At 36.9% G+C, this 11,396-nt stretch carries 9 protein-coding genes and 1 pseudogene; 8 read left to right on the top strand and 2 right to left on the bottom strand.

Annotated features, from left to right (window positions below):
* Positions 1–30: 30 nt before the first annotated feature.
* The gene (locus NG809_RS14460; protein ID WP_262151795.1) at positions 31–777 is read right to left on the bottom strand and encodes a glycerophosphodiester phosphodiesterase family protein; all 747 of its coding nucleotides are present in this window, start codon (positions 775–777) and stop codon (positions 31–33) included.
* A gap of 225 nt (positions 778–1,002) precedes the next feature.
* On the opposite strand from NG809_RS14460, the gene ligA reads away from it, so the two are divergent.
* Positions 1,003–3,003 carry an NAD-dependent DNA ligase LigA gene (ligA, locus tag NG809_RS14455; protein WP_262151793.1) on the top strand — a complete coding sequence of 667 codons (2,001 nt, stop codon included), beginning with the start codon at positions 1,003–1,005 and terminating at the stop codon, positions 3,001–3,003.
* Positions 3,004–3,221: 218 nt separating this feature from the next.
* Positions 3,222–3,455: pseudogene (locus NG809_RS14450) on the top strand (DoxX family protein); the annotation flags it as partial.
* 163 nt (positions 3,456–3,618) lie between these two features.
* On the opposite strand, the gene NG809_RS14445 reads toward NG809_RS14450, so the two are convergent.
* On the bottom strand, positions 3,619–4,176 hold the full coding sequence (locus NG809_RS14445) for a sugar O-acetyltransferase (protein ID WP_262151792.1): 558 nt from the start codon (positions 4,174–4,176) through the stop codon (positions 3,619–3,621).
* A gap of 77 nt (positions 4,177–4,253) precedes the next feature.
* Between NG809_RS14445 and NG809_RS14440 the strand changes: the two genes are divergently transcribed.
* The 6 genes from NG809_RS14440 to NG809_RS14415 all read left to right on the top strand — a co-directional run bounded on the left by NG809_RS14440 (position 4,254) and on the right by NG809_RS14415 (position 11,348).
* The gene (locus NG809_RS14440; RefSeq protein WP_262151790.1) at positions 4,254–4,898 is read left to right on the top strand and encodes an MgtC/SapB family protein; all 645 of its coding nucleotides are present in this window, start codon (positions 4,254–4,256) and stop codon (positions 4,896–4,898) included.
* Positions 4,899–5,082: 184 nt separating this feature from the next.
* Positions 5,083–5,670, top strand: coding sequence for a Crp/Fnr family transcriptional regulator (locus NG809_RS14435; RefSeq protein ID WP_262151789.1), 588 nt, complete (start codon positions 5,083–5,085; stop codon positions 5,668–5,670).
* 228 nt (positions 5,671–5,898) lie between these two features.
* Positions 5,899–8,028: a S46 family peptidase gene (locus NG809_RS14430; protein WP_262151787.1), complete on the top strand. Its 2,130-nt coding sequence runs from the start codon at positions 5,899–5,901 to the stop codon at positions 8,026–8,028.
* Between the two features lie 75 nt (positions 8,029–8,103).
* The gene (locus NG809_RS14425) at positions 8,104–9,051 is read left to right on the top strand and encodes a polysaccharide deacetylase family protein (RefSeq protein WP_262151785.1); all 948 of its coding nucleotides are present in this window, start codon (positions 8,104–8,106) and stop codon (positions 9,049–9,051) included.
* Positions 9,048–10,127 (top strand): GNAT family N-acetyltransferase, encoded by a 1,080-nt coding sequence (locus NG809_RS14420; RefSeq protein ID WP_262151783.1) that lies wholly within the window; start codon positions 9,048–9,050, stop codon positions 10,125–10,127. Before NG809_RS14425 ends, NG809_RS14420 begins: the two co-directional genes overlap by 4 nt.
* Before the next feature lie 111 nt (positions 10,128–10,238).
* A complete protein-coding gene (locus NG809_RS14415; protein ID WP_262151781.1) occupies positions 10,239–11,348 on the top strand; it encodes a T9SS type A sorting domain-containing protein in 1,110 nt (369 codons plus the stop codon).
* Positions 11,349–11,396: the final 48 nt, after the last annotated feature.

The following is an 11,396-nucleotide window of genomic DNA, read 5'->3' as shown; positions in this document are numbered from 1 at the left end:
GCAGATTAATCTTAATTGAAAATGATAAGTTTATTGATTTTTCAATTTATCCGGAATATTGGTGGTTACGAAATCGATTCCCTGAGCTTTTAAATCTTCGAAAATAATAAGTTCATTTACCGTCCACGAATTGGTGATTAAACCTAAAGCATTCGCTTCTGCAATCCACGTCGGATTTTTCTGGAAAACGCTATAGTGATAATCCATTCCATCAAGACCATTTTCTTTGATCTGCTGTGGCGACAATTCGCCGTTCAGATACTGTACTTTAAAATCAGGAGCCAGTTTTTTGATTTGCTTACAGATATTTAAACTGAAAGAAATGTATTCACACTGAAATTCGAGCTTCATTTCACGGATCATTTTGATGGTTTTTTCTACCATTTCGTTTTCCAGCTCCGGTGTTTTGGCAGGTTTTATTTCTACAATAAGTTTCAGGGATTTGTCCAGTTTTCCGGCTCTCAGATAATCTTTCAGTGTTGGATATTTTTCACCATTCGACAGTTTTACTTTTGCCAAATCTTTGAAATTCGTTTCCGAAATTTCCATTTTGCCGTGATGCTCGTCGTGATTAATCACCAAAACACCGTCTTTAGACATTCTCACATCGAATTCTGAACCATAAATCTTCAGACCCTGAGCATTTTGCAAAGCTTTAATTGAATTTTCGGTAGTCGGTGGATTGGTTTGGAAATAACCTCTGTGAGCGATAATTTGAGTCTGTGCATTCATAAAAGCTGTCGTTAAAACTGCAAACCCTAAGATAAACTTTTTCATAATTTAAATATTCTTCTTCATTAAAATTTTTCTGATCAAAATAAATTTCATTTTTAAAATAAATCTGAAACCGTCAGACAAAATTAAAGTAATTGAGCGCAAAGGTAATAAGAGATTTTTTGATGTTCTCTAAAATCAGTTTAAACATTCGTTAAATTTAATCTTAATTTTAATCGTCAGAATTTCATCAAGACTTATTATTTTTGTTGGAAATAAACTCAGATCATGTCCGAAAACATTCAGCAAAAAATAGAACGGCTCCGCAAAGAACTCAACCAGCACAATGAAAATTATTATCTGATGGATGAGCCGAGCATTTCTGACCTTGAATTTGATTTATTATTAAAGGAACTTCAGGATCTGGAAGTCAAACATCCCGAATTTCACGATGACAATTCCCCGACCGTGCGTGTTGGTGGCGGTGTGACAAAGATTTTCCCGACTATTCAGCATCAGTTCAGAATGTATTCTCTGGATAACTCTTACGATTATGATGATTTGGCAGATTGGGAAAAACGCATCATCAAAACAATTGATGAACCCGTAGAATTTGTTGCTGAATTAAAATATGACGGTGCTTCGATTTCTATTTTATATGAAAACGGAAAACTGGTTCAGGCTGTGACGCGTGGTGACGGTTTTCAGGGTGATGAGATTACTTCTAACGTAAAAACCATTTCGGATATTCCCGTGAAACTGAACGGCGATTTTCCTGAACGCTTTTTTATGCGGGGTGAAATTTATCTGACGAGAAAAAACTTCGATAAAATCAACAAACAGCGTGAGGAAGAAGGTCTTGACCTCTTCATGAACCCTAGAAATACGGCAAGCGGAAGTTTGAAAATGCAGGACAGCGCGGAGGTGAGAAAACGAAGACTGTCTTCGGTTCTGTACCAGTTTGTTTCGCAGGAAGTTCCGGCTGAAACCCATTGGGAACTGCTTCATCAGGCTCAGAATTGGGGATTTACGATTTCGGCTCAGGCAAAACTCTGCAAAACACTTCAGGAAGTTAAAGATTTCATCAGCTTTTGGGATACAGAAAGACATAATCTACCTTTTGAAATTGACGGAATTGTACTGAAAGTTAACTCATTGAAGCAACAGAGACAGCTCGGTTACACTGCAAAATCTCCCCGTTGGGCGATGGCTTATAAATTTAAAGCTGAAAAAGTAGAAACCGAACTTGAAAAAGTGACGTATCAAGTTGGAAGAACGGGAGCGATTACACCTGTTGCGAATCTTAAACCGGTTTTATTGGCAGGAACAACCGTAAAACGTGCTTCTCTTCACAACGAAGACATTATTAAAAAACTCGGTCTGCACGAGCACGATTTTGTGTATGTGGAAAAAGGTGGTGAGATTATTCCAAAAATCGTCGGCGTTAATGAGGAGAAAAGAACTTCTGAAAGCAAAGAAATTGAATACATCAAAAACTGTCCGGAATGCGGAACTGAATTGATAAAACTGGAAGATCAGGCGATACATTTTTGCCCGAATGATTTACATTGTCCCCCACAGGTTGTAGGTAGAATGATTCATTACGTTTCAAGAAAAGCCTTAAATATTGACAATTTGGGAAGTGAAACGATTGAACAGCTATATAATTCAAAACTTATTGAAAATCCTGCTGATTTTTATGCTTTAACGAAAGAACAGATTCTGCCTCTGGAAAGAATGGCTGAAAAATCGGCTCAGAATATCATCGACGGAATCGAAAAATCGAAAGAGATTGCTTTTGAAAAAGTGTTGTTTGGGATTGGTATTAAACACGTTGGAGAAACCGTTGCGAAAAAACTGGTGAAGAATTTCAATACTATTGATGACTTGAAAAAAGCGACTGCTGAAGAGTTGTGTCAAGTGGAAGATATTGGGATGAAAATCGCGGTGAGCATCGTTGATTTCTTCAATAATCCTGAAAATATTCTGATGCTTGAAAGATTAAAATCTTATGGTGTTCAATTAGAAAAAGGAGAAAACACCAATGAAGTTTTATCGAATGCTTTAGATGGAAAAACCTTTTTGTTCACCGGAAAATTATCCCTTTTCACCCGAGAATCTGCTGAAGAAATGGTAGAAAAACATGGCGGAAAAAATATTTCTGCGGTTTCTAAAAATTTAAATTATCTGGTGGTTGGCGAAAAAGCAGGAAGCAAACTGAAAAAAGCACAGGATATCGGGACAATTACGATTCTGGATGAACAACAGTTTTTGGATTTGATTGGATAGGTTTGAGTTGGAGAGTTTGAAGGTCTGAGAGTTGGAGGGTTGGAGACGTTTGAGAGTTTGAGAAAGATTACATTTTTTGAGTCTGATTAATATAAAAACACATTGATGAATTTAATTTACTGGATTTCGACGTCTGTTGTAAGTGCTTTTCTTTTGATTAGTTCGGCAACCTATTTTTTTCACAAAATGACGATTGATGGCGTGAAAGCTTTGGGTTTCCGCAGTTTTTTATTGTCCAGCTCGCGGTCTTGAAAATTTTCGCTGCTGTTGTTCTTTTATTCCCAAACATTCCGGTTGTCGTAAAAGAATGGGCATACTGCGGAACGATGCTGTTTTTTCTGACGGCTTTGGTGGCGCATATTTCACACAGCGATTCGGTGGGAATTTCTGTGATGCTTGTAATTTTGATGGGAGTTTTGTCGGTTTCTTATGTGCTGCTTAAAAGAAATTAAAATCTATATTTTAAACACTTTTGTTTGACCTAATAATCCTTAGCCCTGATGGAAACGGCATCCTTTTTTGTCATTGCGGTAAAATATTTCTTTTACGCAAAAAATGTGAGTCGCAATGACAAAAAAGATACAATGGACAGCAGGTTCCCGGCTCCTGAAAAAATTAAAGTTCACGAATCACTTTACATGGATTTCCCACCGCCAAAACATTGGAAGGAATATCTTTTGTAACGACACTTCCCGCCCCGATTACCGTGTTGTCGCCAATGGTGACGCCGGGAAGAATGCTGCAGCCAGCGCCAATCCATACATTATTTCCAACGGTGATTGGGTAAGCGTATTCCAAAGCTTTGTTGCGTTCTTCAACATCAAAAGGGTGACCGGCTGTGTAAAATCCGCAGTTGGGAGCGATAAAAACATTGTCGCCGAAAGTCACTTTTGCACAGTCTAAAATTACGACATTGACGTTGGTGTAAAAATTTTCTCCAATTTCAATATTGTAACCGTAATCGCAGTAAAAGGGTTGCTCGATATGAAAATTTTCTGTGGTTTTACCGAAGAGTTTTTTGATTAAAATTTTTCTCTCATCAATTTTTGAAGGGCGAAGTTGATTGTAGTCGAAACAGAGATCTTTGCAGACATTTCTTTCCTGCACTAGAAGTTCGTCTGTAGCATCGTACATTTCTCCACGCAGCATTTTTTCTTTTTCGTTCAGATTCATTGAATTTATATTGATTGAAGCAAAGTTAAGATGTTTTAAAAGAAAAAATATTGTAATTTTATTTAAACAATTTCAAAATGGATTTCCTGAAAGACCACTCTATCCAAAACGAGCTCGTACTCATTTTTATCTCTGTGTTTCTCGGTCTTTGCATCGGCGCAGAAAGGGAATACAGAAATAAATCGGCGGGTCTGAGAACTTTTATTCTTGTCTGTTTCGGCTCGTGTCTGTTCACCATTCTTTCCGTAAAAATAGGAATTAAAGATCCTGACCGTCTCGCCGCCAATATTATCACCGGAATCGGATTTTTAGGAGCCGGCGTTATTTTTAAAGGTGACAATAAAATCGATGGAATTACCACTGCTACAACGATCTGGGCAACAGCATCTGTCGGCATGGCGGTGGGCGCAGGCTACGTATATTTATCGCTTTTAGGAACTGTTTTGATTCTGTTGATTCTGAGTTCGCTCAGCTATTTTCAAAACTTTATCGACCAGAATCACAAATTACGGGAATATAAAATTACAGTTTCAAAACCTGAAGATCTGAAATACTGCGAAAATCTTTTTAAAACTCATCAACTGAAATTCACGGTTGTAAAACAGCAGTTTTCAAAAGAAAATTTGAGCACAGGCTGGCTGCTGACGGGCAAAAATAAAAATCACGAGATGCTGATTCAGCAAATGATGCATGATGAAAAAATAAATTCTTTTCAGTTTTAAAATTAAGAGCCTGTTTAAAAAAGAAATTTAAAAAGATTCTTAAACTATAAGTTACCTTAAAAAAACTCACGATAAGGTTTGTGAAAAATTTTAACTGAAATTAAAAAACGAAAGTAAATTTTTGCATCATTAAATTATAAGAATTATTTTTGTGGAACTAAAACACCATATTCATAAGCCTTTAATGGAAAAATTGCTCAGTATTTACAAGACTATCGATGGTCTTTCTGATGAAGAAGCTCAATATCATGTGAGTAAATTTAAAAAAATCGTTTATCCAAAGAAAAAACTCATTCTAAAGGAAGGAACAACAGAAGATTACCTTTACTTCATTGACAAGGGAATCATCCGCTTTTTTGTTAATAAAACACACCTTACCGAACCTTCAAAGCAAATTACTTTTTCGTTTATCGCAGAAAATATGTTCTGCAGCGCTTACGATTCATTCATTACAAGAAACCCGTGTGCATACAACGTTGAAACCGTGCAGGAAACAACGGTTTACAGAATTCACTTTGATGATCTGCAGGAATTATATGCCAGATCTGCGGTTGGAAATTATCTCGGAAGAATTTCTGCGGAAAATCTCTACGTAAGAAAAACCCAGCGCGAAATTTCCTTATTGGTAAACAGTGCCGAAGAACGGTATTTAAATTTAGCCAAAGCCTATCCCAATTTTATTTCAGACATTCCGCTTAAACATATTGCTTCTTACATCGGGATTACGCCTCAGGCGTTAAGCCGCATCAGAAGGCGGATTGCATTAACTTAGGTTCATTTTATTTCAGTAAAATATTTCCTTATTTTGTGACGTCTAAATTATGATGAAAAGTGTGGACGCTAAATCCTGAGACTGTTCCCGACGTCGAAGTATTTTTTTTGTAATTTTTATGGTCTAAAAACACACAGACAATGCAAAAACCCTTTGAAATGAAATTCGGAAGGGTTTTTCTTTTTTCACAAAATTTTAAATGCGTAAATTAGGCAAAAAATTTTCCTAATGATAAAACGTAATATTCTGATTGCCTCTGCATTCTTCAGTTTCTCTCTGGGATTTGCTCAGCAATACGGTGGAATGTGGATCCCGACTGAGCTTAACGAAAAAGAAATGAAGGATCTGGGTATGAAAATTTCTGCCAAAGATATATTTAACACTCAAAAACCAAGTATTAAAGATGCTGTAGTTCAGTTTAACGGCGGTTGTACTGCCGAAATCATCTCTCCTAAAGGCCTTTTGCTGACCAATCATCACTGTGGATACAGCCAGATTCAGTCGCATTCTACAGTTCAGAATGATTTACTTTCAAACGGCTTCTGGGCGAAAAATACGGGTGAAGAATTGGCAAATCCCGGAGTAACAGTAGATTTCATCGTTGACATTAAAGACGTTACCAAAGAGATTCTTCAGGGAAATCCTCATTTGGATGCAGCTACCATCAATGCCAACATCCAAAAGGTACAGTCGACGATTAAAACCGAATCCGGACAGAAGGTGATGGTACGACCGATGTATTACGGAAATAAATATTATGCTTTTGTAATTGATACTTTCAAAGACATCCGTTTGGTGGGTGCACCGCCGCAAAGCATCGGGAAATTTGGTTCAGACACCGACAACTGGGTTTGGCCAAGACATACGGGAGATTTCTCAATGTTCAGAATTTATGCTGACAAAAACAACAGACCTGCAGAATATTCTAAAGACAATATTCCTTATGTTCCGAAACACTTCCTGCCGGTTTCCATTAAAGACAAAAAAGAGAACGATTTCACTTTCGTATACGGGTTTCCGGGAAGAACTACAGAATATCTTCCGTCGATCGCCGTCGACAAAATCATGAAAGATACAGACCCTGCGAGAATTGCAGTACGTGATGTTGCTCTGAAAACTTTAGACGAAAAAATGCGTGCTGACGATGCAACGCGTATCAAATATGCCTCAAAATACGCTTCCGTTGCCAATTACTGGAAAAAATGGATCGGCGAAGTGGAAGGTTTAAAAAAATCTAACGCAGTTCAGAAAAAAGCGGCTTACGAGCAAACTTTAATCGCGAAGAATCCTGATATTAAAACAACAATCGATCAGTTGAATCAGCTGTATAATGAGCAGGCTCCTTACGCTTTAAACAATGCTTATTATACTGAAACCATCAGAAATGCGGAAACATTAACGCTTGCCAATTTTTATTCAAGCTACATCACAGCAGTGGAATCCGGGAAAATGGATGAGAAAAATACAGCCGCTTTCAAAAACCGTCTGGCATCGTTCTACAAAGATTACAGCGCAGAACTGGATGCAAAAGTAACCGCAAAACTTTTAGCGCTTTATGCCAATAAAACCGCTTCTCAGTTTTTACCTGCAGGATTTGACAAGTACAAAAACGAAGCTCAAAATCTTCAGACCATAGAAACTTTATCTAAAAATTCTGTGATCACAGGAAGATCTGAGATCAATGGAGCAAGCCTCTCCGGAGATATTGATAAAGCTTTTTCTAATCCGGATAAACTGGTAAAAGCCATTAAAAAGGATGAAATGTACATTCTTTTCAGCAGTCTGAAAGATACTTATTCTAAAACTGCAGATATTCAGTACACATCTTTGCAAGCTAAAATTGATGTTTTGCAGAAGAAATTTATGGCTCAGCAAATGGAAACGGATAAAGACAGAAAATTCTTCCCCGATGCCAATTCCACCATGAGAGTGACTTACGGAAAAGTGAAAGGTTCAAGTCCGAGAGATGCTGTTTCTTACGATTACCAAACCCATTTGGCTGGTGTTGTGGAGAAATATGTTCCGGGAGATTATGAATTTGATGTTCCGCAAAAACTGCTTGATCTTTATAACAAAAAGGATTACGGAGTTTACAAAGACAAATCCGGTGACGTTCCTGTAGGATTTACAGCAACCAATCACACCACTGGAGGAAACTCAGGTTCGCCGGCCCTGGATGCTCAGGGAAATCTTATAGGACTGAACTTCGACAGACAGTGGGAAGGAACGATGAGCGACATCAATTACGACCCGCGATTCAGCAGAAACATTATGGTTGACACGAAATATATTCTTTTCATCATCGATAAATTTGCCGATTCCAAGTGGCTGATTGACGAAATGAAAATTGTGAAGTAATTTTCCTTACATAAAATCTCAGAATCTGCTCAAAACATTGTTTTTGAGCAGATTCTTTTTTATTTTTACATCTGTATGTTCAAAAAGGTAATCATTAATACTCTGGCTCGTTTCGAGAATGAAAATTTTTCCGGAAATTTCCCATTGGATTATTGTCTGCCCGTCTATCACAACGTTTCCAACGAGCATCTTCCCCACCTCAGGCAAATCGTCAATTACAAAAATGAAAAAGAGTTTAAAGCAGATCTCGACTGTCTGTCGCGGAGTTTTCAATGGGTAACATTTGATGAATTTAAGGACTATGTGAAAGGTAATTTTAAGCCTAAAAAAAAGATTGCCCTGCTTACTTTTGATGATGGTTACAGAGAATTTTATGATGTTGTAATTCCTATTCTGGAAAGGAAAGGAATTTATGCAATGAACTTTGTGAATCCTGCATTTATAGACAATAAAGATTTGATGTTCCGCTGCAAAGTAAGTCTGGTGCTTGAAGTGATGAATGCGATGAAGATTACAGACAATTTTCTGCAGAATGTTTCATTTAAAGAGAAGTTTTCCCTGGATAGAATTGCACCCACTTTTGGAATCGATTTTAATACGTATCTCGATGAGAAAAAACCGTATCTTACTTTTGAACAGTTAAATAAAATCACAGAAAAAGGTTACGGAATTTCATCGCACGGCTGGGATCATCCGCTTTATAACAATTTAGATCTTTCTGAGCAACTTGAAAATACCGTTCAAAGCTATTCTTTCATGAAAGAAAACAATTTTCATTATGAAAGTTTTGCGTTTCCCTTTACCGATTTTGGCGTTGAAAAAGTTTTTTTTGACGAACTATTTAAAAATGATGATATCTTCTGTACTTTCGGAAGTGCAGGTGTAAAAACAGATTCTGTTGCCCGAAATTTCCAAAGAATTCCGATGGAGACAGGTGAAAATGCAGAAACGATTTTAAAAAAGGAAATTGCCTATTTCAAACTGAAAAAACATCTCAACAAAAACCATATCCAGAGAAAATGATTGAGCTGAAAACGCTAAATAAAAGTGCATTACGGGAATTTATTTCTTCAGGAAAATACCGTTCTGATGCCTTCATTCCCATCACAAAACACCGCGCAGAATCTCAGATCAAAAACCCGAAAGCGGATGAGGATCAGACGCTTTTAATATTAGCTTATGAAGGCGAAAAACTGGCAGGCTACGTTGGCTGTCTTCCAGATCTTTTCTTAATTCAAGGCGAAAAATTTAAATACGCATGGCTGAGCACTTTGTTTGTGAGCAACGATTTCAGAGGTAAAAGAATTGCACAAAAGCTTTTGGATAAAGCTTTCGAAGAGTACAACGGAAATATTGCCATCACAGAATTTACTCCCGAAGCTGAAAGTCTCTATAATAAAATTAAAGTTTTCAAATATATTCCGGCAAAAACGGGCAGACGATTTTACCTTAAAACAGATTTCCAAAACATTATTCCGGCGAAAAAACTGCAGTTAAAAAACTTAAAACCTATTTTTAAATTTTCAGATTTTATTTTTAACAGTTTAATTTCATTTAAAAATTCATTTCAGGAAAAACCTGATTTTAAATTCGAAATTCTGTCTGAAATTGATGAGGAAAGTAAAAATTTCATCTCTCAATTTCCTTCCAACCGAAATGCTGATGAAATCAATTGGTTTGTAAAAAATCCATGGATTCTCGAAGGTGAAAAATCTGATTCTGATTATCTATTTTCAAGTTATTCCAAAGAATTTAAATATTTCTGGATTAAAATTTTCGATTCGCAAGATCAACTGGAGACTTCCGCAATCCTGCTTTTGCGTGACGGACATTTAAAAATTCCTTACCTTTTTTCTGAAAATAATCTCAAAAATTTCACAGAATTTCTCGCTTATTTTTCACAAAAAAACAAAGTGAAACTGATGACAAGTTATCAGACTGATTTAAACAGCGAAATTGAAAACAACGGAAACTTCCCGAAAATTCACAGCAGAAATACAGAAAGACGTTATATGTTTCACGAGAAAATGCTGAATCATCTACCGGATAATTTTACATCAAACTTTCAGGATGGAGACGGCGATTGCGCTTTGACCTAATTTTATTTTCGCTTTCAGCATAACTGCAAACTGTTGATTTTCAATTTAAAAAGCGGTTTTAATAAGATTTTTTTCGTAATTTGCTGATATCCATCATTAAAAATCGATCTTATGAAAACAAAATTACTTTTAGCAGCAGGCTTGTTTCTGTTTTGCCATCTGCATCATTTTGCACAAAATGTAATTCTAGCAGTAAACTCGACCACCAAAACAGTTGCACAACTGAATGCCACCGACGGAACGGTAATCAATGCCAATTTCATCAACCTTTCATCTCTGAGCCCGGGAACTATTAAAGGAATCATCCGTGTGCAGGATAAAATCTGGATTTCTGACCAGACCGATAATGTGATTTACATCTATAATCTTGATGGAACTTATTCTTCCACCATCCCATCGACAGTAGGTTTAAGTAACATCCGCGGGTTGAATGTTGTTAATAATGAAGTTTGGGTAACGAATGCAGGAACAGCCAACGGAGCAACTGCCAATTCTATACGCAGATTAAGTTTTTCAGGTACATCTCTCGGGGTTTATCCTACGCTCGGATCTCCTTTTGATGCGCTCGACACAGGAAGCGGGACAGCTTATATCACATCTTTTGATTCAGCAGGAATTCAGACAATGAATTATGCGGGAACAGTGACCGGAAATTTTGTGAATTCAGGGGTTTTCACAGGAATTCAGCAGATTACAAAACTGCAGAACGGAAATTATCTGATTGCCGTTTTTTCTAACAATAACAGTGCAGGTAATAATGCAGGCGTCTATCATCTGTCAGCCACAAACGGCAGCATTCTTAATTCTTATTTGGTAGGCGGTGCAAGAGGATGCGCTCAAATGGGAAACGGAAATTATCTCTATACAACAGGAAGCGGTGTTTACAGTATCAACGCGACCACGGGTGCTACTTCATTGCTTGTTTCGGGCGGATATCAATATCTTAAAGCCCTTGATTTAACTTTAAGTGTGAGTGAAGTAAAAAAAGAAATTAAAGCAAAGATTTATCCCAATCCAACAAGCGGAATTGTAAATGTGTCGACTGAAAATGAAATTGAGTCGATCATCATTTATTCTTTGAACGGACAGATCTTAAAAACTGAAAAAATCAACCGCGAGAAAAAAGTCAGCGTTGATATTTCGGGAATTCCATCAGGAACTTATCTTTTAAAAGTAAAAACTAACAATGGTGAAAAAACATTGAAAATTATTAAAAAATAATTCTGATCTTATTTGATTTAAAACTTAAAAGGCGACAATTCAACACTG

The organism is Chryseobacterium foetidum (assembly GCF_025457425.1).
Taxonomy (GTDB): domain Bacteria; phylum Bacteroidota; class Bacteroidia; order Flavobacteriales; family Weeksellaceae; genus Chryseobacterium; species Chryseobacterium foetidum.
This window is presented reverse-complemented; position numbering and strand designations above follow the sequence as displayed.

Excerpts from the sequence above, each read along its gene's own strand:
- NG809_RS14425 (WP_262151785.1), top strand. The coding sequence starts at position 8,104 with ATGTTCAAAAAGGTAATCATTAATACTCTGGCTCGTTTCGAGAATGAA.
- NG809_RS14415 (WP_262151781.1), top strand. The coding sequence starts at position 10,239 with ATGAAAACAAAATTACTTTTAGCAGCAGGCTTGTTTCTGTTTTGCCAT.
- NG809_RS14440 (WP_262151790.1), top strand. The coding sequence starts at position 4,254 with ATGGATTTCCTGAAAGACCACTCTATCCAAAACGAGCTCGTACTCATT.
- NG809_RS14420 (WP_262151783.1), top strand. The coding sequence starts at position 9,048 with ATGATTGAGCTGAAAACGCTAAATAAAAGTGCATTACGGGAATTTATT.
- NG809_RS14430 (WP_262151787.1), top strand. The coding sequence starts at position 5,899 with ATGATAAAACGTAATATTCTGATTGCCTCTGCATTCTTCAGTTTCTCT.
- NG809_RS14435 (WP_262151789.1), top strand. The coding sequence starts at position 5,083 with ATGGAAAAATTGCTCAGTATTTACAAGACTATCGATGGTCTTTCTGAT.
- NG809_RS14445 (WP_262151792.1), bottom strand. The coding sequence starts at position 4,176 with ATGAATCTGAACGAAAAAGAAAAAATGCTGCGTGGAGAAATGTACGAT.
- ligA (WP_262151793.1), top strand. The coding sequence starts at position 1,003 with ATGTCCGAAAACATTCAGCAAAAAATAGAACGGCTCCGCAAAGAACTC.
- NG809_RS14460 (WP_262151795.1), bottom strand. The coding sequence starts at position 777 with ATGAAAAAGTTTATCTTAGGGTTTGCAGTTTTAACGACAGCTTTTATG.